We start from the raw sequence: 26998 nt of genomic DNA, 5'->3' as shown, positions 1-26998 counted from the left end.
ATGAAAAAAAATGCATATCAAATCTTTAAAGAGCAAGTACTAGAAAACTTAGAAAATAAAGAAAAGCCTTTAAAGGAAAACCAAATTGAAGAAGAGGTTAATCTATATCAAACGTTACAGGAAGTTCCTGAGATTTTAAAAATGTTTGAACGTAAACATAATATAGAGAAAATGGATAAGCTAGACAAAAAACAATGGGAACTTATGGTTAGAGAATTAGAAGTTGAATTTGATGTACAAACAAATTTAGGGATAGTTGTTATGGGAGAGGAACAAAAGCAGAGAGATTATACTTGGTGGACAATGAAAGAAAAAATTGAACGAGAAAATTATTATTCAGATAATTATAAAAAATTCATAAGTAATTCATTGCCCAATGAAGTTATAAAAGTAATCGAAGAAGATACAGATGCCATAATGAATCATTTAGGAAACCCTAGTGATGATCAATTCGAGAGATATGGAATGGTCGTAGGGCATGTACAATCAGGAAAAACAGCTAACTATTCATCACTAGTATGCAAAGCAGCCGACGCTGGATATAAATTTATAGTCATAATTGCTGGAGCTATGAACAATTTAAGAAATCAAACGCAGGAAAGACTTAATGCCTCTTTTATTGGGAGAGATATAGATAAAAAAATTGGTGTAGCTAATTTAGCTGGGTATAGAGAAGACAAGAGACCGATAAGTTTGACGTCAAAATTGAAAGATTTTAATAGGGCTGACGCTAATCGGAATTCACAAGGAATTAGCTTAGATAGCATTACTAGTCCGGTAATCGTAGTAATAAAAAAAAATACAAGCACATTAAAAAACGTTATTCAATGGATAACTACGCACTATTCACAAGGAGTAGAGAATCATGCAATGTTATTAATTGATGACGAATCAGATTATGCATCTATTAATACAAAGGATGAGGAAGACCCTACAAAAATAAATGAAAAAATAAGAGCATTACTAAAATTGTTTAAAAAAAGTTCATATGTAGCCTATACAGCAACTCCTTATGCAAACATATTTATAGATCATAATACAGATACTGAAAATTTGGGGAAAGACCTATTTCCAGAAGATTTTATATATTGTTTAAGTGCACCTAGTAATTATTTTGGAGCAGAAAAAATATTCTTAGATAAGAAAAAAACGCATTTTTATGAAGTAGAAGATGTAGAAGATATTATACCTTTTAATCATAAAAAAGATTACAAATTACCCTGTTTACCAGAGAGTATGAAAGAGGCAATGAGATCATTTTTGATAAATATTGCAATTAGACATCTGAGAAATCAAGAAAACAAACATAATAGCATGTTAATTCACGCTACAAGGTTTACAGAAGTTCATAAGAATATTGCAGGACATGTAGAAAAATATTTTAAAGATTTAAGTGAAGTTATAAGCATTGACGGACTAAAAGAAAAACATTATGAAAAAAATGAACATTTAGAAGACCTTAAAAATACTTTTGAAATTCACTATAAAGATAATATTGAGTTTGAATGGGAATCTATTATTAAAAAAATTGCAAAATTCATTTCTAAAATTTTAATTGTTCAAGTTCATAAAGATACAAAAATAAAATTAGAATATCGAGATGACATTGCTAGTAACGTAATTGCAATAGGAGGCACTAGTTTAGCACGAGGGTACACTTTGGAAGGACTATCAGTCAGTTATTTCTTAAGAAATACAATTTTTTATGACACATTGATGCAAATGGGTAGATGGTTTGGTTACCGACCTGGGTACGAAGATTTGTGTAAAATATATACAACTAACGAGATTTTTAATCGATTTAATACTATAACTGAAGCGACTCTAGATTTAGTAAGTGATTTGAACGATATGGCTCGAAATGAAATGACTCCAAGAGATTTTGGTTTAGCTGTTAAGCAACATCCAGATAGTGGATTACAAGTAACAGCTAAAAATAAACTGAAAAATTCTGAATCTCTTTATTATGAAATGAAATTAGATGGTCATTTAAAAGAAACATCTTGGATAATCAAAGATAAAGAAAAAAACGAACAAAATATAAATCTAATTAAGAATTTAATAGAAAATAAAATAAAACCTTACTATACGCAACCAAAACCAAGATACTGGATTGATGTTCCTAAAAATGTAGTCTCAGAATTTATAAATAACTTCTCTATTTATGAAGTACCAGATGACGATTTTGGAATGAGATCTAAGATGCCAGTTAAATTTATAAAACAGTACATCGAATCGGTAGATACTTTTTGGGATGTAGCTATTTATTCAGGTAATAGTGAACAAAGATTAGATATAGAAAATTTAGAAGGCTTCTATCAAGAGAGAAAGATAAACGATAGAGGGCGCTTTTATGAAATTGAACATCGGCAAGTTTCTTCAGGTAATGCTGAAAATATCGCAATTACTGTTGAAGAGTATAATGAAATAAAAAATATAAAAAGAAAAAATAAAGAGAATCGAAGAATTGTTAAGGAGCAAAAAAAAGAGAACGAGTTGAATGAAATAGAACTTTACAGCGTTCGTAAAGCTGTAAGGAATATTATGAAAAAACCTTTACTAATGCTTCATATAATTGACGGACATTTAGTTGACTCTAAAATTAAAACGGACAAGGCTGAAAAAGTTAATCTTGCAGCTTTTGGGATAAGTTTCCCGGGTGGAATAAAAAGTATGACGAGAAATGTAAGATTGCAAGTTAACTCGGTATACCTTAGAAATATGAAAAACATGCTTGAAGACGAGGTATATGATGATTAAAAATCCTTGGAAAGATATGGCGAGAGGTAGTCAAAGAAGAGCAAGTTTGTATCATGATATTTATTGGATCAAAGAAGAAATGGAGGGTAATTACGGCTTAAAGTTGTCATTAAAAAATAGCGAAGAAAATTTGAAAATCAAAGAACTAAAGCTTGAAAATATTGATATTTTTGAAAATAAAAATGAGGATAAAACGGATTTATATTTAATGCTCAATAGTTTATATGATTATGATATTTTTAATAGTTTATGCATGGATTTAATCGAGGAATGTGAAAATTATAGTGAAAAAGTAGAGATCTATATTGTAGTTTTTAATAGATTAACAAGATGGAAAAATCTTCTTTTGAATAATAAAGAGAAATCTCTTCCGATAGAATTGCAAATGGGTCTTTTCTCAGAATTAGATACATTGTTAAGTATTGTTTTAACTAAAAAAACTTCTTTAAAAGAAGCAGTGTTATCTTGGGGAGGACCGGATTCAGATAAGCAAGATTTTATACTAGATAAACTAGCTCTTGAAGTAAAGTCTCATAAAACAGGAAAAAATGAAGTTATACATGTATCTAGTCCGCAACAGTTATTTTCATTTAAAAATCGTCTTGTTTTAAGAGTATATTCATTGGACATTAAAGAAAATGGAGATACTGTAGAAAATCTTATTCAGCAAATTAAACACGAGTTAAAGAATAATAATTTATTCAATGAAATGTACATTTTTGAACAAAAGATCATTCAGTACGGCTATAAGGATAACTTCCATAAGGACACTCTTTATAAGTTTCATATTGATAAAATTTCTAATTTTGATGTTAGAAATGACTTTCCTAGAGTCGACTTAGAAAGTATTCCGAGTGGAATTATTAATATGAAATACCAGCTTAATTTAAACAACTGTAAGGACTATTTAATTGATGATTGGAATGAAGTATGATGACAACACTTGAAGATTTTCATGATGATTTAATTCAAACTACACTATCAATTGCCGATAGTAGAGGTTTATTAAACTCGCAAGCTTTTTTTGAATATGTTTGTGAAGAGCTAAGTTCAACAGGTGAGTTATCCGTAAACTATAGCGAAGCTGATATAAGAATTTTGAAGGGCAGAAATCCAGTTGAAGCCTATGGATATGACTTTGATGATGAAAGAGGAGTTCTCTCGATTCTAACACACGAGTTTTTTCAAGAAGATCAAATACAAACTCTTACTTTAGATGCAATAGATAAAAAAATAAAAAGACTTAAAAATTTCTTGATTAGGTGTATGGATGGATTCTTCAAAGAATTAGAAGAAACTTCACCAGCTTATTCTATGGCTTATCAAATTTATTGTAGATTTAAAGATAAAGAAATCAATAAAGTTAAATTCTTCCTTTTAAGTGATGGTCAAATAAGCAAAAATTTTAAAGGGAAAAAATTAGATGAAATAGATGGTATTTCTGATTTAGAACTTAGAATTGTAGATGTCGATTATTTATTTAAAAATTATAGCTCTAAAAACGTAGACACTACCTTCGCTGTTGATGTAAAAATACCATATTTAAAAATACCTTCAGATTCTCAGGTATATACATCCTACTTAACTTATTTGAGCGGAGATCAACTGTTTGAAATATATGACCAATATGGGAAACGTTTGTTAGAACAAAATGTTCGTACATTTTTACAATTCAAAGGATCTGTAAATAAGGGGATAAGAAACACAATTAGTGGGGCTCCGAGTAATTTTTTTGCTTTTAATAATGGTATAACTGCGACGGCGTCTAGAATATTGATTGAGGATGATCATATCGTCAAACTTTTTGATTTTCAAATCGTGAATGGAGGACAAACAACTTCTTCTATATACGCTGCAAAGAAAAAAGAAGGATTAGATGTAAGTCAAGTTTCTGTTCAAATGAAATTATCTGTAATTGAAGCAGGTGAAGAACATAGCGAATTTGTATCAAAAGTTGCTGAATATGCAAATACACAAAATAAAGTTAATAAATCAGACTTTTTCTCAAATAGTCCATTCCATAAAGATATGAAAAAATACTCATCACATACTTGGGTGAATCCAATTAATGGTAGTCAGAAAAAGACTAGATGGTACTATGAAAGAGTTAGAGGTGAGTTTCTAAATGAACAAATTTATTTAAGTAAATCGAAGCAAAAACAATTTTTATTAGAAAATCCTAAAAATCAATTGATTGATAAAACATTTTTAGCGAAAAGTGAGAGCTCATGGCTTCAAAAACCTCACATCGTTAGTAGAGGAGCACAGTACTGTTTTAGCGACTTTGCTACTTACATTTCTGAACTACTAGAAAAGAATAATTTAGCTATTACAGAAAAATATTTTCAAGATGCTGTATCTAAAATAATACTATTTAGAACTATTGAGCGCATGATTTCAAATTCAGATTGGTACACTGGCGGGTATAGAGCTCAAACAGTAACATATACCATTTCATATCTTGCTCACTATATTGCAGACTCGAAACAGAATTTTAATTTTAAGATTATCTGGGATGAGCAGGCTGTAGATAATGATTTATTCGAAGAAATTGAGAAGGTAGCTAAAAGAATACATTTTGAAATCATTAAACCACCAACAGGATACTCAAATATATCTCAATGGTGTAAAAAAGAAGGATGTTGGACACAAATAAAAGATTTAAAAATAGATTTAAAGGTACCAAAAAGATTTTATAAAAATCAAGAAGAAGTAAAGTATGAAAAAAGACAAGAAAAATCTTTAAAAAAGGTAGATTCGATTATTGAAATACAAACTTTTATTTTCGAATTACCAAAAGATCAGTGGAAGCAAATATTTAATTACTGTAGTAAAGTTGAAAATAGAAAAGGAATATCTTCGTTTGCATTTACGGCGTTATCGAAGTTCTCGAATACAGAAGGATATTTTCCTACTGAAAATCAGTGTGTAGAATTATATAAAATATACAAACGTGTAGTTGAAGAAGAAAGACTAATTTTAGAGTGAAAATATACATCATGACAAAAGGTATTATTATTTGAACTAATTTTATAAATTAAAGTAATAAACTGAGTTTTATTTGTGATAAATTTCAAATATTTTATTAAAAATACTTGAAGATAATCCTTTTATTGATTGAATAAAAATTTATATGAACTTTAGAAAGGCGCTTAGGTATTAAACTGTGATTGTCCTAAGTGTGTTCAAATCAAGTGATCGATAATCATAGGTTGAAATGCTGAAACATCTGTGGTTATTACGAAAGAAAAAAGCCATCCCTTGCGGACAAATGAGTCACAAGTTATGAGAGGAAATACTGCTGATTGTTCAATAATCTGAAATTCAACATACTTCTAATCTAATTGCGCTCATGAATATTTCGCCATCAATCATAGTTTGTTACAGTCATAGATGATTTTATGAAGAATATCTTCTGAAATTATCTTGTTCTCTAATCGAAAATGCTATTAAACTATGCACTTGGATCAATTTAAAAACAACAAATAACGAAAAAAATCAAAAAAGTTTAGAAATTCAAAGAAGAATTGTCGTCAATTCCGTTTTCAAGTTAATCAAAAGAGACTCGTCTAGAACAGATAGAAATGTACTTCAACTTATCAAGTTAATCAGAGGCTTGATAAGCTAATGCGTATAATAGCTGTGTCTTCTCATTGATGTCTTTTAAAAATGTATCGTAATAATTTGTGATGTAATTGCTGAAGACAACATTAAGAAGTATTCTTTTTTGTAAAAAAAAAAAGGACGAATTCCTAAATAAATAGGGATTCCGTCCTTTTATTCTTAAAAACACTTGTAAATAATACTTACGCTTGTTTCATATAATTTTATTATTAGATATTGTTTAGATTAAATAGAATACTATTTTCGTTTATCGGGAATCTAAGCAAAGGAATCCAGAAATCTTCACCATCCCATCCTTCTTTTTCGCCTTTATTTCTTATAAGAATTGCTAATGGCTTTTTGATGTCTACTCCATTTACTATACTTTGCATGCTAGATGAAAGAACAGATCCAATTTCTTTACTTCCCCTACTTTTTGACAGACCTATGTTAGTGTCAATATCAAATAGCACATTGATTGAGATACCATGATTTGCTTTGTACCATTCTAAATATTGGATAATTACTTTAGTATGCCATCCACCACTAACTAATACTGGTATTTTATCGAAAATATTAATAATTATATCAACTTCGACCACTATCGAATTACGAGGCACCCCGAGCGTCAGGACTTTCTCATTTATATATTTAGTTATTTCTTCAACTTCGCCTTTACGAAACTCAGGGACTTTAGGAAACTTTAATTGTCCAGGTTTATAAGCTCCTACAGAATTTGGAATAACATTAGGCCTTGTAGGACTTAAGTTGTCTCTGTTTAAATATAGTGTACTTTCTATATTGTGATTTTTAATTATATCTCGTTGTATTGTATCATGCTCGCATATCTCTTCAAATAATTCTGCTATATCCTCAGGAATAAATATTCTTGTTACAGATAAATCCTTTGAACGATAACCACACATTCTCGAGTGTTGCATCAATGTATCGACTTGTGGTCTCGCAACTACTCTACCGTAATAAGTAACTAAGAGCCGAGGAATAGTTAAACCACGACCTAATTTATTACCACCAATAATAAAATTGTACTTTTTGTTTAATCTAATGTTACTTTGAGAATCCGGTGCTGCGTTAAGCACTATAACATCATGACTATTTATATTATCACTTAAAACTTTTAATACGTCCGGGAATACAGGTATTTCTGGATTAGTGCTTTGTAAATCCTCATAAGCGTTTGAAAGATGATTCATAATAAACTTTCTTTTATCTGATTCTTCTGGTCTTTTTAAAGCTTTATATACATCTGCAATAAATTTTTTAGTTAACTTTTTTATTCTGCTATGAATTAGTTGATATGGACTAATATGACAGAGGAATGTGAATTTTTGTTCGTTTTTAGGTTCAGTATTTTCAAGTAATCGAATCGAAGCACCGACCAAAAAATTAGATAGAGCACTCAATAATCCATCAGGAATATCAGAAATATCCTCATCATTCGACTGCATATTAGCTAGTTGTTTTATTTCCTCTTCGTTTACATTTCTAATATGTCTATCGACATTTTCTTGGAAGAAAGTATGAATTCCCGTATAACCTCTTCCTGCTTCAACTACTTCTATAAATTCTGGATAAAAACCTGTTTCCTCTTTATTTTGAAGAATTATGGCTTGAGGAGTTGCTGTTACCTGTAAATATAGTTGTGTTGAAACCATTTCACGTAAATCTAAAAGTTGCTGATTAATCGTACTTGGATCTTCACCATCGATCCGCTGATTTGTATTTAAACCTATAGCATCCGCTTCATCATCTGCAATTAAAGTTGCTATACTAGACAAATCTTGCTCTATTAAAAATGAAAATAATTTTTCAAGGTCAGCAGGATCTTTTTTACAAATCAATACAATTCCATCTGTATCTAATACAGTTTTCAAATATTCTGGGTCTTCTTCATTTATTTCATCAATTTTTCTTACTAATATTCCTGATAGTGCTGAGTCTGATCTATCAAAAGTTTGATCTTGAAGGGAATTATTCCTATCAGTTAATACCACAAATAGTTTAAAGCCATTATCAGCAGCTAAAGCGATTGTCATGTTTATTATATTGGTTTTTCCACTTTGAATTAAACCATATAATAATCCTAAAACTTTTTCACCACTATTGACTTCTGGAGCTTTGGTCAATATGTTTTCAGATGTTTGTAATACGTTTAATGCTGCCGTTTCTCCAATTTCAGAATTTAACTCCGAAAGAAAATTGGAAACGCGCTCTCGATCTTTAATTAATTCTCTCACATTTATTTCCTCCTAATTTTTTAGTGCATTATCGAAAGTTAAAATAAAATATTGATTCTATTTATTTGTATAATAAATTCTTATCGCATTAATAATAAAGTAGCGAAAGTATTTAAATTATATATATCGTACTTATTTAATCATATTCCTATAATATACTTTAATAATTATAAAAATTCAAATAATTGGTTTGAAATAATTACTATTATGTTTAATGAAATTAATTATATCTTTATTCTTTATTATTTCCATTTTTATATTTTTTATATATAATAATTTTACATTATTATGTTATTGTGGTTTTACATTAGCTTTCATTTATACCGGATTATTCCGAAAAAGCATAAAAGAACAGTACTATGACCCGATGTTTTCAAGTTTTGTTCAAGGATACGAGCTTTTCTAACAAAAATGGATATATTAATACTTTCTGATGGAATCAATAAATATACGACAAATATCTTTGATGATGAGTTTGTGACGAGAAAACGATCATTACTTCTCATATATATGATTGTGCCGAAAAGGACACTACTTTTCTATGCAAAAAAAAGTCTTTTTCACATAGTGTACAATGAATTTGATATACAACAGTAATTACGATAAGTATGTGGAATTTTTGGTTGGAAGACAATTTTGATTTCAAGAAGATCTAAAAGTAAAATAACTAATATGATAAACTGATTTCGCTTTTTTTCTGAATTCGACTTATAAATTTATAAGTTTTATATATCAATTGTACCTTTTAGTTACGGACTCTAAAAAATTGAAAATAATAGTTGCATGTTTCCAGGTCCCAACTTATACTAAATTTATCGAAAGCGCTTTCGGTGAAATGAGGTTTTAACGATGGGCACAATTTATGACTTAGCAAAACTAACAGGTTTTTCGATTACGACAGTCTCAAAGGCATTAAACAACTATTCCGATGTCAGTGAGAAAACGAAAGCAAAAATCATTCAGGCGGCAGCGGATATGGGGTACTTACCCAATGCGCATGCTCAGTCCCTTTCGACGAAACGGTCCTGGACGATCGGGGTCATGTTCTCGGAAGCGAACGAAGTCGGGATGATGCATCCATTCTTCAACGCGATCATCGAAAGTTTCCGTCAAGCGACGGAGCAACAAGGATACGACTTAATCTTTGCTTCACGTAATCTCCGCAACCGCGACATGAGTTACCTCGAGCATTTTCAGCACCGGGCGGTCGACGGTATCGTCGTCATCTGTTCCGATCAAATGGACCAGCACGTCCAAGAGTTGATTCAGAGCACGATTCCAATCGTCGTCGTCGATATGGACAGCGCGGATTGTAGCGTCGTCTTCTCGGACAATCTGACAGGCGGAGCACTCGCTGTCAATCACTTGCATGAACTCGGTCATCGCCGAATCGCCCATATCGCGGGAGATACGACGATTGACGCAGGAAGTGCACGGATTGCTGGGTACGAACGGGCAATGGCTGAACTCGCACTACCGATTTTAGAAGGTTACTTAATCAACGGTGGTTTTTTCTCGGTCGAAGAAGGTAAACAAGCGATGCAGACGTTACTCGCCTTACCACAACGTCCAACGGCAGTATTCGTTGCCGGTGACCAAATGGCGATCGGTGCGATGGAAGCAATCCATGAAGCCGGGTTACACGTACCAGCAGATATTTCAATCGTCGGCTACGATGATATCGAAATGTCGAAATACGTCACACCGAAGTTGACGACCGTCCGGCAAGATACGGAACGGATCGGACAACATGCAGCGGATTTATTGATCGAACAAATCGTCAACAAGCAACGTCTCAAGACGACGGACATCATTCCCGTCGAGTTGATCGTCCGCCATTCAACGGGACCCGTCAACGACTAACAATCGATTTCGAAATCGCTCTCGCAGGTGGAAGGCGAGGACAAGCGAGAGCGGTTTCGAAACAGTATATTTTTTTAAAGCTTTCCGAAAGGGCTTTCGGAACTTTTTTCTAGGAGTTTTCGAAAGCGCTTTCGATATTTTTGGATAAGAAATGAAACCGCTTACTAAATTAGTGAGCGAGTACATCAGAAAAAGGATGGGATGACATGCGTAAGAAGTTAGTCAGTGTTTTGACAGTCGGCGCGTTAACAGCAAGCGTTTTAGCAGGATGTTCAGATAGTAAAGAAGCAACGACAAGTGATGGGAAACAAGTCTTGAAAATCTGGTCATTCACGGATGAATTAAAAGAACCGATCAAAAAGTTCGAAGAGAACAATGATGTCAAAGTCGAATTGACGATCGTTCCGATCGCCGACTACCCGACGAAATTAAAACCGGCACTTGAAAGCGGCGTCGGTGCACCGGATATCTTCACTGGTGAAATCGCCTTCTTGAAACAATGGGTCGATGCCGGTTACTGGGCGAACCTATCTGAAAAACCGTTTAACGCAGACGAAGTCAAAGATGACTACATTCCGTACGTCTATGACATGGGGAAAGACAAAGACGGTAACGTCCGTGCCCTGTCATGGCAAACAACACCGGGTGGTATCTATTACAAACGCAGCATCGCCAAAAAAGTCCTCGGCACAGATGATCCAAAAGAAATCGGCGCGATGATGAACTCGATGGACGGCGTCTTCGATGTCGCTGAGAAGATGAAAGGCAAAGGCTACAAAATGTTCCCGGATGAAGGTTCAATCCGTTGGTTCGCACAAGGTAATGATCCGCAGGCCTGGGTCAACGATAAGCAAGAGCTCGTCTTGACAGAAGACAAGAAGAACTACATGGATTACGCGAAAGAGCTCCGGACGAAACAATACACAGCACTTGCACCGGAGTGGTCACCATCATGGTTCGCAGGGATGGATAAGCCGGTCAAAGTCAAAGAAAACGGTAAAGAAACCGAAACAGAAATCTTCTCGTACGTCCTTCCGACATGGGGCTTACACAGTGTCTTAAAAGAGAATGCAAAGAAATCAGCCGGTGACTGGGCAGTCACAAGCGGACCGAGCCCATACTTCTGGGGCGGTACATGGTTAGGTGTCTACAAAGATTCGAAGAAACAAAAACTTGCGTATGATTTCGTCAAGATGATGACGCAGGACGAAGAGTTCCTAACGGATTGGGCGAAAGAAACAGGTGACGTCCTTGCATACACACCGGTTACCGACAAAATCAAAACAGACTTCAAAGATGAGTTCCTCGGCGGACAGAACAACTATGAGTTCTTCCTCGATCAAGCGGATCAAATCACACCGGGTATCGTGACGAAGTACGACCAACAGCTCGATACATTATACGGTGCGTCAGTCATGGAATACGTCCAAGGCAAAAAATCAAAAGACGAAGCACTTGCTGAATTCTACAAAAAAGTCAAAAATGCGTATCCGGACGTCAAAGTACCGGAATAAGGAGACTGGGTGGGGCGGACCTCGCCCTACCTCTTCTTGTTTAAGAGAGGGGTTTGACCTGTGAAAAAACTCGATCGCCATGGTTATCTGTTCATCGCACCGTTTTGGATCGTCTTCTTAATCTTCAGCATCTATCCGGTCGCGTTGACGTTCTATTACAGCTTCACGAACTATACAGGCGCAGAAGGCGAACAACTCGTCGGACTCGCGAACTATACGCGTTTGCTCGGAGATACGTACTTCATTGAAGCCTTCTTCAATACAATCAAGATTTGGGGACTGAACTTCATCCTGCAAATTGGTGGAGCGTTGATGCTCGCCTTACTGTTCTCAGACTTACAACTCAAGTTAAAAGGACTTGCTTTCTTCCGGGCGACGTTCTACTTACCGAACTTAATCACGATCAGCTCGGTTGCCTTGTTGTTCGGGATTTTACTCGACTGGCAACACGGATCACTCAATATGATGTTGATGAAAATCGGTTTGATTTCCGACCCGATCAACTGGTTGACACAACCGGTCACAGCTCAGATTTCCGTTTCGCTCATCCTGACCTGGATGTGGCTTGGTCACTCGTTCATCGTCGTCATGGCCGGCGTATCCGGCATCTCGAAAGATTATTTCGAAGCGGCCTTGATTGATGGTGCGACACGCTGGCAAATCTTCTCGCGGATCACGTTGCCGCTGTTAAAACCGATTTTACTGTACATCATGATCACGTCACTGATCGGTGGACTGCAACTGTTTGATCTCCCGATGTTGATTACGGACGGTGTCGGTGCGCCGGATGGTGCCTTGAACACGATGGTCCTCTATCTCTACAATCAAGCCTTTAAGTACAACAACTATGGCTACGCTGCTGCCGTCGCCTATGGATTGTTTGCTATCACGCTCGTCTTTTCAATCATCGTCTTCAAAGGGATGTTCCGAAAAGAACGTTCACCGAAAGGAGCCTGACCGATGGAACGAAATGCAGAAGCACGGCGGATCGTCCCGCAAACGGAGGAACAACCGGAGCGTTCAGAACGTCCGCTGAAGTTGGCACCACCGAAACAGAAAAAAGCCTGGTTCGGCAAGAGCCTGATTTATGTCAGCCTGATTGCCTTGACCATCGCCTGTATCATTCCATTTTTAATGATGATCATCAACGCGACCCGGTCGAACGAAGAAGTCCTGTCCGGTTTCTCCTTGATTCCCGGGAACTCGCTCGCTGAGAACTATGCGGCGTTAAGCTCCTACGTCAACATCTGGTCCGGCTTCAAGAACAGTCTGATCATCGCCATCCTCGTCACTGTCTTGTCGGGTTACTTCTCAGCGATGACAGCGTTCGGATTTGCTTTTTATCAGTTCAAAGGAAAAAACGTCCTGTTCGTCTTCATGCTCGTCATGATGATGATTCCGGGACAACTCGGATTGATCGGGTTCTACGAACTCAGTAAGAATTTAGGTATTCTCGACAGCTTCATCCCGCTGATCGTTCCGGCGATTGCCAGTCCATTCACGGTCTTCTTCGTCCGTCAGTATTTACAGACCGTCATGCACCCAAGTTTGATTGAGGCGGCGCGGATGGATGGCGCAAGCGAATGGCGTATCTTCCATACGATCGCCTTGCCAATGATGATGCCGGCGATCGCGACGATGTCGATCTTTACGTTCATCGGTTCGTGGAACAACTACATCATGCCGCTCGTCCTATTGTTCTCACCAGAAAAATACACGTTACCGGTCTTGATGGGCTTCTTGAAAGGTTCACAAGTCGCAGAAAACTTAGGGGCACTTTATCTCGGGATCGCGATTTCTGTCGTCCCAATCATGATCGCTTTCTTGTTCCTATCAAAATACATCGTCAGCAGCATCTCAGCTGGTGCCGTCAAAGAATAATCTGTTAGTTAAAGGGGAGTACGCGTATGAAATTTGCATCAAACTTCGTCTTCGGAACGGCTACGTCTTCGTATCAAATCGAGGGCGCACACGACGAGGGGGGACGGACACCATCAATTTGGGATACGTTCTGCGATACGGACGGAAAAGTTTTTGAAAAACACAATGGCGATGTCGCCTGCGACCATTACCACCGGTTTGAAGAAGACATCCAGCACATCAAACAGTTAGGCGTCGATACGTACCGCTTCTCGATTGCCTGGCCACGGATCTTCCCGGCGAAAGGTCACTACAACCCGGAAGGCATGGCGTTTTACCGGACACTCGCGACACGCTTACGCGAAGAAGGGATCAAACCGGCCGTCACGCTCTACCACTGGGATTTACCGATGTGGGCATACGACGAAGGGGGCTGGGTCAACCGTGACTCGGTCGACTGGTTCCTCGACTTCGCCCGTGTCTGCTTCGAAGAACTCGACGACATCGTCGATTCGTGGATCACGCACAATGAACCGTGGTGTGCCGGTTTCCTCAGCTACCACCTCGGACACCATGCACCCGGTCACACGGACATGAACGAAGCCGTCCGTGCCGTTCACCACATGTTGTTGTCACACGGAAAAGCAGTCGAACTGCTCAAAGGGGAGTTTAACTCGGCGACACCGATCGGCATCACATTGAATCTCGCACCGAAGTACGCGAAGACGGATTCCGTCAATGATCAGTTGGCGATGAACAACGCTGACGGGTACGCCAATCGCTGGTTCCTTGATCCAATCTTCAAGGGACAGTATCCGGTCGACATGATGAACCTGTTCTCAAAATACGTCCATACGTACGACTTCATCCAAGAAGGCGACATGGCAACGATTTCAGTTGCCTGTGACTTCTTCGGGATCAACTTCTACAGCCGGAACTTAGTTGAGTTCAGTGCCGCGAATGACTTCCTGCACAAAGATGCGTACTCGGACTATGACAAGACGGGCATGGGCTGGGACATCGCACCAAACGAATTCAAAGATTTGATCCGTCGTCTCCGCGCGGAATATACGTCACTCCCGATCTTCATCACGGAGAACGGGGCGGCGTTCGACAATCAACTCGTCGATGGTCGTGTCCATGACCAAAACCGGATCGACTATGTTGCGCAACACTTGCAGGCAGTCTCCGACTTGAACGACGAGGGAATGAACATCGAAGGCTACTACCTCTGGTCCCTGCTCGATAACTTCGAGTGGAGCTTCGGGTATGACAAACGATTCGGCATCGTCTACGTCGATTTCGAAACACAGGAACGGACATGGAAAGACAGCGCGCATTGGTATGCCGATGTCATCCAGACACATAAAGCAACACTCTCACAGGAAGCGTAACTCAGTCGCAGGCAAGGTCGAATTACATCGGTCTTGCCTGTTTTTTGTCAAAGGAGGATTACAGATGAAGAAATGGCTCGCAGTCGCCCTTGGGACAGGCTTAGTCTTAACTTATGCCGGGACAGGGCATGCTGAAAAAGCAGACAAACAGGACAAAACGAAATGGAAAATGGTCTGGTCGGACGAGTTTACGAAACAACAACTTGACCGGACGAAATGGAACTACGACACGGGAAACTGGATCGTCGATGCGGACGGCAACGGCGTTTCATCCGGGTGGGGAAATAACGAAAAACAATATTATACCGACAAAAAAGACAATGTCTTCATCCGTGACGGAAAACTCGTCATCCGCGCAAAACAGGAAAAGACGACGGACACCTTCGGAAGTTATGACTACACTTCGGCAAAATTGAAGACAAAAGGACTGTTCAGCAAGACGTACGGCCGTTACGAAATCAAGGCGAAACTGCCGACCGGTAAAGGACTGTGGCCAGCATTTTGGATGTTGCCGGAGCAGGACAAGTACGGTGCCTGGGCATCATCCGGTGAAATCGATGTGATGGAATCTTGGGGCAGTCAGCCTGAAAAGGTCGCGGGGACGATCCATTACGGCGAAAACTGGCCGAACAATAAATACACCGGCAAGGATTATCATTTCCCGGACGGTGAACGGATTGACCAGTGGCATACATATGCCGTCGAGTGGGAGCCGGGTGAACTCCGTTGGTACGTCGACGGAAACCTCTATCAGACACAAAACGATTGGTACAGCAAAGGAAAAAATACGGCGACGAACTACAGTTATCCGGCACCGTTCGACCAAAACTTCTATCTCGTGATGAACCTCGCAGTCGGCGGCTGGTTCGACGGGGAAGTCGACGCGACGACGAAGTTCCCGGCTGAAATGGAAGTTGATTACGTCCGGGTCTATGACCTGAAGAACCGCGCCTACCGGGATCCGGTCGAGCCGGTCTATGAAGACGTGACGTTACCGGACGGGGCGAAGCAACCGCTTGAAGACGGCAACCTCGTTTATGATCAAGCGTACGAAAAAGCGATTAAGACGATTAGGGACGGCGCGCAGACCCTTGATCCGACCTACTGGAACTATGTGACGTTGCCTGACTTTGGCGGCACGGGATCGGTCGACGTGACGGAGCAGGACGGAACACGTTTTGCTGACGTGATGATCACAAAGCCTGGGGCACAGACGTACTCGCACCAATTGATTCAAAACGTTTCGCTCGCACAAGGTGGCCGTTATCAAGTCAGCTTCGACGCGAGTAGCGACCAGGCGCGGAAGATGGTGGTCAAAGTCGGTGGTGGTGCTGAACGCGGTTATACGAAATACTCGAATGAAGAATCAATTGATTTAACGACGACCGTCAAGCCGTACACGTTTACGTTCGACATGACGGGTGAAACGGATCTTGCGGCACGACTCGAATTCAATTTAGGTCTCGCGCAAGCGGGCGTTAAAATCGGTAACGTCCGTGTCGAGCAGGTTCCACGCGGTGAAATCGATGAAGCGGCAACAAAACCGGCTTTACCGGACGGCAATCAAATCTATAACAGAACGTTTGACCAAGGGGCGATGAATCGCCTGACGTATTGGCAGTTTGATGCTGGGAAAACGAAGGGGACGGGAGTAGTCGATCCTGTAACACGCGTCTTCACATTCAAAACGAATACGAAAAAAGGACAAAACGCGACACTGTCGCAACAAGGCGTACAACTCGTAAAAGACCATCAATATGTGCTGCGTTTCAAAGCAGCAGCAAAACGAGTGAACAAGATGGACGTTCAGTTGACGGATGCGACAGGAACGATGGCTTACTTGCCGAAACAACGGATTGCGCTGAGCGGTAAGATGGAGACGTTTGAAGTACCGTTTACGATGACAGAAGCGACGGATTTAAAAAGTCGTCTCCAGTTCATTCTTGGATCAGAGAAAGGGGAAGTGACCATCGATGATGTTGAACTCTTTGACACGACGCCGATCGAGATTGACAAGTCGCCGTTAAAAAACGGCTCGTTCACGGAAGGGCTGAACTTCTGGAGTTCCTACGTTCATTATGATGCACAAGCGGTCGTCTCGACGGTGAATGAAGCTGCAAAAATCGCGATTGCTTCAGAAGGACAGGAGCCATGGAGCGTTTTACTGGAACAAGGGAACTTAGCGCTCGTCAAAGGACAGACGTACCAATTGACGTTTAAGGCATCGTCGACGGTTGCACGGCCGCTCGAAGTGACGGTCGAAAATGCGGCGTATACACGCTACTTCAGTCAGGTCGTAGCAGTCAGTCCGACGGTGAACACGTACCAGTACGAGTTCACGATGGGACAAGACGATACAGCTGGTCTAAAGTTCTTGCTGGGAAAAGCGGCAGGATCTCCGTTTGCGGCACATGACGTGACGATTGATGATGTGAAGCTGGGAGTAAAATAAACCGGACGAGCCCTGACCTGTTAGGGCTCGTTTGTTATGTAATTAAATATTTTTACTTTTTATGGAAGGTTTGACGAAAGGAACGTCGAATACTAGTTCATATCAAAAGTAATGGAGGAATTTGAAAATGCCGAATGGAACAAAGTCTTATCTCGTACTTTTTTGTACGCTAGTACTCGTTTCGATTGCGTTGAACGGCTGGCCAGCTGGAATTTATCCGGATGGCTCGATTGGTATAGTACAAATTCTTACGTCGATTGGCTGGTTTGCTTTCTTAATGGGATCAATCCTCATCCTTAAAAACACATCACTCATCCGTTTTCTGTTTAACTACCTTCGTTTCGGTTTCATCGGCGGGATGGTCGTCTATTTGATTACATTGTTTGAGAATCACCTTTGGGATCAGACGTGGTTTGACATGATGTCAGGAATCCAATATCCACTGTATGTTCTGTTTGTCGTGCCGATGTTTGGTTGGAATGCCTTTGCTGCAATTCCGTATGGTGATTTTTCATTTTTAATTGGTTTCCTCTATCTTTTGATCGCCTTTGGTCTAAGCCTACGGTATAAGAAAATCAAGATTGAACGGTTGCGTTACTGAATGGTAATTACAAGTAGGGCCTGCTTCATTATGAAACGGGTCTCAGACTGTAGACAACGTACGATGTGCTATCGGGAGAGAAAGCGTCTCTTTTTTCGTTGCTTTCCTCGGGCGAGGCGCAAGCCGTTGCTCCTTGATCCTCACGGACAACGAGCAGGGTCTTGCCTGCCTCTGGCAAGTCGCGTTAAAAACGCACTTTTTCCCGTAGGAGTCAACGAGACGTGACGCTTTTTAGGTAATACCGTGACGGAAAGCCGGGCATGCAGACAGTTGAGCGCAATCTGTCTCAAATCGGCATGTTCACACTTAATAAGCGTTTGTCTACACGCTAGGGCCCGCTTCATAATGAAGCGGGTCTTTTTTTGTCTTTTAAACTGTCAGATAAGTCATATCTCTAAATTTTAAAAATAGGAAACTATTTCTAAAGAAATCTATTATAATCAAATTATCACTAAGATTTGGTTTTTTAGAAACGGAGGTAACCTGATGAAAAAAGCATTAAAGATTGTCATGACAGGTGTACTTAGTATTTCATTACTTAGCGCTACATCTGGTCAAAGTGACGCAGCGACTAAGGCGAAGGCATTTAAAAACTGTACGGAGATGCAAAAAACGTATAAAGGTGGCGTCTCGAAGAAAAAGGGTTTGAAAAACCGAACGGGTTACGATAAAAATGGGAAAGCCATTTATAAGAAAACAAAGTACGCCCAACATGTCAGCTTAGCGACGTATAATCTCAATAAGTCAAAAGACCGTGACAAAGACGGCATCGCCTGCGAACGCTAAAAAAAGCCCCGCTCTCCTAAATGGAAAGTGGGGCTTCATGCGTTTAGTTGAAGTTCTTTTTGAGGAAGTCTGTCACTTCTCCTGGTGTTTTTGCGTTGGCGCTATGCAAGTGACCAAGCTTCTCGCTGTTTTGGAAAACGAGTAAACTTGGAATTCCCATGACGACATTATCGGATGCGATTTCCGGGAACTCATCTTTATCGATCGTATAGATTGGAAGTTCTTTAAATTGTGACTCGACGTCCGGCATGAAGTAGTCCATCCGTTTGCAGTCCGGGCACCAGTCGGCTTCGAACTTGATGATGACCGGTGTTTCGCTTGCGATTAGTTCTTTAAACGTGTCTTCACTCTTGATGTAGTTACTCATGTGTAAATCCCCCTATAGTATGATTGTTTGTCTTTAGTCTACTGACTCTGGTAAGAAGATGCACGGATTATGCTTTTTTTGTTCAATAAATTTCCGCAAAAAAGTTGGTTGTTCAAGAGATGTAAGCGGTTTTTCTGTTCAAGAATGTTGGATTACTAGGGCTTGATCTATTTTGCCTATAGAAAACAAAGTTGGTCATTTATTAATTATCTAGTTATAAACAAAATGATTTCTCTAGACCCACTTGTATTGAACTGCTACGATAAGTTTTCGGAATTAAGCGAGTAAGTGGGGGCGGGCGGAATGATGGACGAACAAAAATTCGATAATCTAAAACGGGGCGAACGCGGTGCGATGATTAGCATTGCAGCCTATATCCTATTATCCGTAATTAAATTGCTTGTCGGCTATTCAGCGGATTCTGCCGCTTTACGGGCAGATGGTTTGAACAATACGACGGATATCATCGCATCGATTGCTGTGTTAATCGGATTACGAATTTCCCGTCGTCCGGCAGATGACAATCATAAATACGGTCACTGGAAAAGTGAGACGATTGCGTCGATGGTCGCTTCTTTCATTATGATGGCAGTCGGTCTCCAAGTGTTGATTGATACGATTTCAAGCTTATTTGAAGGAAAACAAGAATCTCCAGATATCGTAGCTGCCTATGTCGGAATCGGTTCGGCAGTCGTCATGTATTTTGTCTATCGGTATAACCGCAAACTGTCTGAAGAAATTGACAGCAAGGCTGTCATGGCAGCGGCGAAAGATAATCGGTCGGATGCCTGGGTCAGTATCGGAGCGTCGATCGGAATCATCGGTTCCCAGTTCGGGATGCCGTGGCTTGATATCGTGACGGCGATCATCGTCGGTTTCTTAATCTGTAAAACGGCATGGGACATTTTCTCGGAAGCTTCCCACGAACTGACGGACGGCTTTGATGAACAAAAGCTGAAGATGTATGAGGACGTGATTTTTGACCTCGAAGGTGTCAAAGGAATCAAGTCGATTAAAGGACGGAACTACGGCAATAATGAAGTCGTCGATGTCGTGATTCTCGTCAATTCGACACTCAACATCCACCAAGCCCATGATATCGCGACACGAGTCGAAGATACGTTGACGGACGAATATGGCGTCTACGACATTCATGTCCATGTGGAGCCGGAGTGAACTATAGAGAACGACCATTTCTAGGTAGAGAAATGGTCGTTTTTTTGTGTATTCATAATCTGTGGTCACTCTTTGAATTTGCTAAAAATATTATGTGCATTTTCACATTGTTATTTAGTTGACTTTACGAATGAATCGGCGTAGTTTAGTTTACATAGATAATCATTCCAAATGGAACGATTCGAAATTGAACAAAGGAGTTGAATCCATGGAAACAGAACAGCAGGAAAATTTACGATCGGCAACGATGATGAGATCGTTTTGGAACATCCAGCGTCACTTGATGCGTTTTGCCCATCAGACGGCACAGGAAAATGGACTCAGTATGCCGCAATTTCATAGTTTAATGACGATTGCACCGCGCGGACCGATTACCCAAAAAGATTTGGCAGCACAGACCCACTTACCGAAAAGTACGCTCAGTCAATCGATCGAAGGACTGGTGCAGTCCGGCTGGATTATCCGCGAGACGAACGAACAAAATCGGCGCGAAGTGATTTTGTCGCTTAGTGAACAAGGAGAACGTTTCGTTCAAGAGATGAAACAACAAGAAACTGGGATGCAACAACGCCTCGAGAAAATTTTGGAAACGATTGATCCGGAAGCCTTCGAGCAGATGCTTGCGACCCATGACATCATTGCCCGTGGCATGAAAGAGATTCTCCCGCCAGGAAACGGAGGTTGTACACGTGATTAAGTTACTCAAAAATCTAAAAGTCTATAAATGGGCGGTCCTCGCCGTATTGGTCCTCGTCTTCGCCCAGTCGATGTCCGATTTGTATTTACCGACTTTGATGGCAGACATCATCGATAAAGGCGTTGTCGTCGGGGATACAGGCTACATCTGGAAAATCGGTGCGGTCATGCTGGGCATCACGGCACTCGGTGCGACGGCTGCAATTGCTGCAAGTTATTATTCGTCAAAAGCGGCGATGGGGCTTGGACGTGACATTCGCCGGAAAGTTTTTAACCACGTCGAACGTTTTTCACTACAGGAGTTCGACCAGGTCGGGACAGCGTCGCTGATCACACGGACGACAAACGACATCACACAAGTCCAACAGGTCGTCATCATGATGTTGCGGATGGTCGTCAGTGCGCCGATCATGTTCATTGGTGGTCTAATCATGGCGGTCTCAAAGGATGCCAAACTGTCACTCGTCATCGTCGCCGCGATGCCCGTCCTCGTTGTCTCGATCTTATTGATTTTGTGGAAAGGGGTGCCGCTGTTCGGACAAGTCCAAAAACGACTGGACCGGTTAAATCTCGTCTTACGCGAGAATTTGACAGGTATCCGTGTCATCCGGGCCTTCAACCGGGAGAAAGAAGAAAAAGTCCGCCTGACGCAAGCCAATGCGGACTTGACGGACGTCTCGATTAAAGTTAATAAAATCATGGCATTCTTGATGCCGACGATGATGCTCGTGATGAACTTGACGGTCGTCGGCGTCATTTGGTTCGGTGGGATCCGGATCAATAACGGCGGCATGCAAATCGGTGACTTGATGGCGTTCATCCAATACGTCATGCAAATCATGTTCGCCCTCGTCATGGCATCCGTCATGTTCGTCATGATTCCCCGTGCTGCGGTCTCGGCGAAACGGATTAATGAAGTCCTCGAGATGACACCGACGATGGTCGATGAAGGAAGCGCTTCAGCAGACCGTGAGCCGGGCACGCTCGTCTTCGATCACGTGACGTTCAGCTATCCGGGAGCAGAAGCGCCGGTGCTGTCGGATATCAGCTTCAAAGCACGTCCTGGTGAAATCACCGCTGTCATCGGCGGGACCGGTGCCGGGAAATCGACGCTCGTCAATTTGATTCCCCGTTTTTACGACGTAACGAGTGGCAGCATCCAAGTCAACGGTGTCGACAGTCGTGACGTCCCGCAAGAGGAATTACGTTCAAAAATCGGCTTCGTGCCACAAAAAGCCCTATTGTTCACGGGATCGATTGCGGACAACATCCGTTTCGGGAAACAGGATGCATCATTAGAAGAAATCGAACATGCAGCGCGTGTCGCCCAAGCGACCGACTTCATCGAACGGATGCCGGACCGGTACGATTCCGTGATTGAACAAGGCGGATCAAACGTTTCCGGTGGCCAAAAACAACGGCTTTCGATTGCCCGGGCGCTCGTCCGGAAACCCGACCTTTATGTGTTCGATGACAGCTTCTCCGCCCTCGACTTCAAGACGGACGCGACACTCCGAAAAGCATTAAAAGAAGAAACGCGTCAAGCGACCGTTCTGATTGTCGCCCAACGTGTCAGTACGGTCATGGATGCGGATCAAATCATCGTTCTTGAAGAAGGGCGCGTCGCAGGAATCGGCACGCACGACGAACTGTACGCAACAAACGATGTCTATCAAGAAATCGTCAAATCCCAACTGTCAGAGGAGGAAATCGCATGAGTCAGACAACGAAACGACCTGCCGGCGGACCTCCGGGTGGACCGGGTGGCGGTCCCGGCGGTGGAAACATGATGATGATGGGGGAGAAACCGAAAGACTTCAAAGCGACGTTCCGTCGGTTACTCGCCTATTTAAAACCACGGCGGACGGCACTGATTGCTGTGTTTGTCGCCGCGATTCTCAGTACGGTCTTTATGATCGCAGGACCAAAAATCATGGGGACAGCGATTACAGAACTGTTCGAAGGGGCGTATGCGAAGTTCCAAGGGGTGCCGGGCGCTGAAATCGACTTTACGAAGATTGGTCAGATTTTGTTACTGCTCGCAGGACTTTACGTCATCAGTAGTATATTTAGTTACATTCAGCAATACATCATGTCGAGCGTCGCCCAAAAAACGGTGTATGACTTACGAGAGGACGTCAATCAGAAACTTGAGCGATTACCGCTGAAGTATTATGACGGACGACCGAACGGGGAAACGCTCAGCCGGGTGACGAACGATATCGATACGATTGGGAGTACGCTCCAACAAAGTGTCACATCGTTCATTACGTCAATCGTCACGATCGTCGGGATCTTAATCATGATGCTGACGATCAGTCCGCTCTTGACGCTGATTTCACTCGTGACGTTACCGTTATCGATTTTTGCGATCCGTCCGATTTTAAAACGGTCGCAAAAGTATTTTGCTGATCAACAACGGACGCTTGGTCAGCTGAATGGCCACGTCGAAGAGATGTATACGGGACATCCGGTCGTCAAGGCGTTCGGTCACGAACGGAAAGCCGTCGCAGAGTTTGACGACGTCAATGAACAGCTTTATGATGCCGGACGAAAAGCGCAGTTCATTTCCGGCATCATCATGCCGATGATGATGTTCATCGGGAACATCAGTTATGTCTTGATCAGTGTCGTCGGCGGGATTTTAGTGACGCAACGCAGTATCTCGATTGGGGACATTCAAGCCTTCATCACGTATACCCGACAATTCACACAACCGATCACGCAGACGGCGAACATCGCAAATATCGTCCAGTCGACGGTCGCAGCAGCAGAACGTGTTTTTGAATTGTTAGATGAAGAAGAGGAAATCAAAGAAGTGACAACGCATCATCTCGCGCGTGCGAAAGGTGCCGTCGCGTTTGAACACGTTGACTTCGGTTACGGAAAAGACCTCTTGATTGAAGACATGAACATCGATGTCCGGCCGGGACAAACCGTCGCGATCGTCGGTCCGACCGGTGCTGGGAAAACGACCTTAATCAACCTGTTGATGCGTTTCTATGAATTAAACGGTGGTGCGATCCGGATTGACGGAATCGATACCCGTGACATCTCCCGGGAAGACCTACGGACGACCTTCGGGATGGTCTTACAGGATACGTGGCTCTTTAACGGGACGATCCGCGATAATCTCGCGTACGGGAAAGTCGGAGCGTCGGAAGAAGACATCATCGATGCGGCGAAAGCAGCCCATGCCGATCACTTCATCCGGACGTTACCGGACGGGTATGAGACGGTCTTGAACGAAGAGGCCTCGAACATCTCACAAGGGCAAAAACAATTGTTGACGATTGCCCGTGCGGTTCTCGCCGATCCACCGATCATGATTTTGGATGAAGCGACGTCGAGCGTCGATACGCGGACGGAAATCTTCATCCAGCAGGCGATGCAACGCTTGATGGACGGACGGACGAGTTTCGTCATCGCCCACCGCCTGTCGACGATTAAAGATGCGGACTTAATCCTCGTCATGGATCAAGGGCGTGTCATTGAACAAGGAACGCATGAAGCGTTGCTAAAAGCAGATGGTTTCTATGCGGACCTCTACAACAGCCAGTTTTCCGAAAAAGAAGTCGTATGACAGGATCGTAAGAAATGAAGCAGTTCCTCGAGGAGAGGGGCTGCTTTTTTTGTCGGAATAATCCTTTCCCTTGATTTTTAATACCGCAGGGGGTATATTATGAGCAGAAATCATTTTGCCGAACGGGCAACAAAAGGAGAGAAACTTCATGAAAAACATGTCGACGACTGAACTTGAACAAACACTTCAAACGGATGCATCAATCCAGTTGATTGATGTCCGCGAAACGGATGAATACGCAGGCGGTCATATCGAACAGGCTAAAAATGTTCCATTATCTGAATTGACGGAACGCACGGCTGAACTGGATGCCTCTCAACCGCTCCACGTCATTTGTTTATCGGGTGGACGGAGTATGAATGCTTCGATGTATTTGGAACAAGCAGGCTTCGACGTCACGAACGTCGACGGCGGAATGATGAGCTGGGAAGGAAACGTCACACGCTAAGCAACGATCAATCGGGTACGACCATTCAACTAAAGGAGGAATCGTTATGTTATTACGCTATTTCTATGATGAAAAATTAGCACAAGCTTCATATATGGTAGGGTGCCAGAAGACAGGGGAAGCGATCGTCATCGATCCGGCACGAAACATCGAACCGTATCTCAAAGAAGCGGAAAAAGAAGGGCTTCGAATTTCGGCGACGGCGGAAACACACATTCATGCCGATTTCGTCTCTGGGACACGCGAATTCGCGAAGCGTCTCGGAACGACAGCTTATCTATCAAACGAAGGCGATGCTTCTTGGAAGTATGGTTTTGCTTCAGAGATTGATGCCCGTCTCGTCAAAGACGGGGAGACGTTCAAAGTCGGGAATGTGACGCTTGAAGTCATGCATACACCAGGTCATACGCCGGAACACATCTCGTTTGTCTTATACGATCGTGATCAGACAGTTCCGATGGGGATTTTCACAGGTGACTTCGTTTTCGTCGGCGATATCGGACGTCCTGATTTACTGGAAGAAGCAGCCGGTATTCAAGGAACGACAGCCCTCGGTGCGAAGCAAATGTTCCAGTCCTTGAAACGCTTCAAACAACTGCCTGACTTCACACAAGTCTGGCCGGGACACGGTGCAGGAAGCGCGTGCGGGAAAGCCCTCGGTGCTGTTCCGACATCGACGGTCGGCTACGAAAAAGTGACGAACTGGGCACTCCGGATGGAGGATGAAGCGGCATTTGTTAAAGAATTAACAACGGATCAACCAGAACCACCGAACTACTTTGCGATGATGAAAAAAGTCAACAAAGAAGGCATTGTCGTGACGACAGAAGTTGATCGTCCACGTTTTGCTGAAGCGAACACGGTGGAAGAACTCGTCAAGACGATGCAAGTCGTCGATACACGAGACGGAAAAACATTTGGTGCCGGACATGTACCGGGGACAATCAACATTCCCTACAATTCGAAATTCGTCGCCTGGGCAGGCTGGTTAGTCGATTTCAATCAGGATATCGCGATTCTCGCAGCAACGGATCAACTGGAAACGATTCAAACGGATTTACAATCGATCGGACTGGATCGTTTCGTGACATTGATTGATGTCGAAAAACTGACAGCGAGTCAGTTAACAGAAAGTTATCCGGACTGGACAGCAGACAAAGCCATCGCAGCAGCTGAAGCCGGTGACGTCTACGTCCTTGACGTCCGAAATAAAACAGAGTGGGAGGAGAGCCATTATGAACAGGCTCACCGGATTTTACTCGGAAAACTTGCGTCACGTCATGAAGAGCTTCCGAGCGACCAACCGATCGCCGTCCACTGTGCGTCAGGGGTCCGGTCACGGATGGCGGTCAGCGTCCTCCAATCACTCGGTGTGAAGAATGTCATTAACATCGATGGCGGGTATGCAGCGATTGAAGACGTCTTACACGATCAGACCGTCGCCGGAAAGGCAACGTCACGTTAATCAAATAAACAATGTCGAAACGGATGATTCTCGCGAGGGTCATCCGTTTTTTAGTGTTTCTTGAATTGTCTGTCAATTTGACTGAAAGCGTGTTTACTTCATTCACAACAGGGGGAAATGATAGATGTAAAGGTATGCCGATAATCCATTTTTTAAAAAAGGAGTGTGACAG

Annotated in this window: 19 protein-coding genes; 17 read left to right on the top strand and 2 right to left on the bottom strand. The window is 41.8% G+C overall.

Annotated elements, in window-relative coordinates; genetic code table 11:
• The 3 genes from KNQ05_RS12640 to KNQ05_RS12630 are packed head-to-tail and all read left to right on the top strand — an operon-like array spanning window position 1 to window position 5748.
• Complete coding sequence (locus KNQ05_RS12640) at window positions 1–2760, top strand: Z1 domain-containing protein (protein ID WP_214805574.1); 2760 nt, start codon at window positions 1–3, stop codon at window positions 2758–2760.
• Window positions 2753–3694 (top strand): PD-(D/E)XK motif protein, encoded by a 942-nt coding sequence (locus KNQ05_RS12635; RefSeq protein ID WP_214805572.1) that lies wholly within the window; start codon window positions 2753–2755, stop codon window positions 3692–3694. Before KNQ05_RS12640 ends, KNQ05_RS12635 begins: the two co-directional genes overlap by 8 nt.
• The gene (locus KNQ05_RS12630) at window positions 3694–5748 is read left to right on the top strand and encodes an AIPR family protein (RefSeq protein ID WP_214805570.1); all 2055 of its coding nucleotides are present in this window, start codon (window positions 3694–3696) and stop codon (window positions 5746–5748) included. The genes KNQ05_RS12635 and KNQ05_RS12630 overlap by 1 nt, the downstream gene beginning before the upstream one ends.
• A gap of 845 nt (window positions 5749–6593) precedes the next feature.
• Here the strand turns inward: KNQ05_RS12630 and KNQ05_RS15835 are convergent.
• Entirely contained in the window at window positions 6594–8621 is a 2028-nt protein-coding gene (locus tag KNQ05_RS15835) for a Z1 domain-containing protein (protein ID WP_214805569.1), read from the bottom strand.
• 849 nt (window positions 8622–9470) lie between these two features.
• On the opposite strand from KNQ05_RS15835, the gene KNQ05_RS12620 reads away from it, so the two are divergent.
• The 8 genes from KNQ05_RS12620 (at window position 9471) to KNQ05_RS12585 (ending at window position 19091) form a co-directional block, all read left to right on the top strand.
• Window positions 9471–10484, top strand: a complete 1014-nt coding sequence (locus KNQ05_RS12620) for a LacI family DNA-binding transcriptional regulator (RefSeq protein ID WP_088836158.1) — start codon at window positions 9471–9473, stop codon at window positions 10482–10484.
• A 206-nt stretch (window positions 10485–10690) separates the two neighbouring features.
• Entirely contained in the window at window positions 10691–11998 is a 1308-nt protein-coding gene (locus KNQ05_RS12615) for an ABC transporter substrate-binding protein (RefSeq protein WP_214767279.1), read from the top strand.
• Between the two features lie 60 nt (window positions 11999–12058).
• On the top strand, window positions 12059–12955 hold the full coding sequence (locus KNQ05_RS12610; RefSeq protein ID WP_214805567.1) for a carbohydrate ABC transporter permease: 897 nt from the start codon (window positions 12059–12061) through the stop codon (window positions 12953–12955).
• 3 nt (window positions 12956–12958) lie between these two features.
• A complete protein-coding gene (locus KNQ05_RS12605) occupies window positions 12959–13879 on the top strand; it encodes a carbohydrate ABC transporter permease (RefSeq protein WP_088836161.1) in 921 nt (306 codons plus the stop codon).
• 26 nt (window positions 13880–13905) lie between these two features.
• Window positions 13906–15252 (top strand): GH1 family beta-glucosidase, encoded by a 1347-nt coding sequence (locus tag KNQ05_RS12600; protein ID WP_214805565.1) that lies wholly within the window; start codon window positions 13906–13908, stop codon window positions 15250–15252.
• Between the two features lie 64 nt (window positions 15253–15316).
• The gene (locus KNQ05_RS12595) at window positions 15317–17704 is read left to right on the top strand and encodes a carbohydrate binding domain-containing protein (protein ID WP_214805563.1); all 2388 of its coding nucleotides are present in this window, start codon (window positions 15317–15319) and stop codon (window positions 17702–17704) included.
• A gap of 127 nt (window positions 17705–17831) precedes the next feature.
• A complete protein-coding gene (locus tag KNQ05_RS12590; RefSeq protein ID WP_214805561.1) occupies window positions 17832–18305 on the top strand; it encodes a hypothetical protein in 474 nt (157 codons plus the stop codon).
• A 486-nt stretch (window positions 18306–18791) separates the two neighbouring features.
• Window positions 18792–19091: an excalibur calcium-binding domain-containing protein gene (locus KNQ05_RS12585; protein ID WP_088836165.1), complete on the top strand. Its 300-nt coding sequence runs from the start codon at window positions 18792–18794 to the stop codon at window positions 19089–19091.
• A 43-nt stretch (window positions 19092–19134) separates the two neighbouring features.
• Here KNQ05_RS12585 and KNQ05_RS12580 read toward each other — a convergent pair whose 3' ends face one another.
• Window positions 19135–19458 (bottom strand): thioredoxin family protein, encoded by a 324-nt coding sequence (locus KNQ05_RS12580; RefSeq protein WP_088836166.1) that lies wholly within the window; start codon window positions 19456–19458, stop codon window positions 19135–19137.
• Window positions 19459–19764: 306 nt separating this feature from the next.
• On the opposite strand from KNQ05_RS12580, the gene KNQ05_RS12575 reads away from it, so the two are divergent.
• The 6 genes from KNQ05_RS12575 (at window position 19765) to KNQ05_RS12550 (ending at window position 26826) form a co-directional block, all read left to right on the top strand.
• The gene (locus KNQ05_RS12575) at window positions 19765–20634 is read left to right on the top strand and encodes a cation diffusion facilitator family transporter (RefSeq protein ID WP_088838402.1); all 870 of its coding nucleotides are present in this window, start codon (window positions 19765–19767) and stop codon (window positions 20632–20634) included.
• Window positions 20635–20842: 208 nt separating this feature from the next.
• A complete protein-coding gene (locus tag KNQ05_RS12570) occupies window positions 20843–21331 on the top strand; it encodes a MarR family winged helix-turn-helix transcriptional regulator (RefSeq protein ID WP_214805559.1) in 489 nt (162 codons plus the stop codon).
• Window positions 21324–23048 (top strand): ABC transporter ATP-binding protein, encoded by a 1725-nt coding sequence (locus KNQ05_RS12565; RefSeq protein ID WP_088836168.1) that lies wholly within the window; start codon window positions 21324–21326, stop codon window positions 23046–23048. Before KNQ05_RS12570 ends, KNQ05_RS12565 begins: the two co-directional genes overlap by 8 nt.
• Complete coding sequence (locus tag KNQ05_RS12560) at window positions 23045–24913, top strand: ABC transporter ATP-binding protein (protein ID WP_088836169.1); 1869 nt, start codon at window positions 23045–23047, stop codon at window positions 24911–24913. The genes KNQ05_RS12565 and KNQ05_RS12560 overlap by 4 nt, the downstream gene beginning before the upstream one ends.
• Before the next feature lie 148 nt (window positions 24914–25061).
• Window positions 25062–25361, top strand: a complete 300-nt coding sequence (locus KNQ05_RS12555; RefSeq protein WP_088836170.1) for a rhodanese-like domain-containing protein — start codon at window positions 25062–25064, stop codon at window positions 25359–25361.
• A 46-nt stretch (window positions 25362–25407) separates the two neighbouring features.
• On the top strand, window positions 25408–26826 hold the full coding sequence (locus tag KNQ05_RS12550) for an MBL fold metallo-hydrolase (RefSeq protein ID WP_088836171.1): 1419 nt from the start codon (window positions 25408–25410) through the stop codon (window positions 26824–26826).
• The last annotated feature ends 172 nt before the right edge of the window (window positions 26827–26998 follow it).

The sequence above is a fragment of the Exiguobacterium sp. s125 genome (assembly GCF_018618605.1).
GTDB classification, from domain to species: Bacteria; Bacillota; Bacilli; order Exiguobacteriales; family Exiguobacteriaceae; genus Exiguobacterium_A; species Exiguobacterium_A oxidotolerans.
Note: the sequence above shows the minus strand (reverse complement) of the source record. Positions and strands in the feature narration are given on the sequence as shown.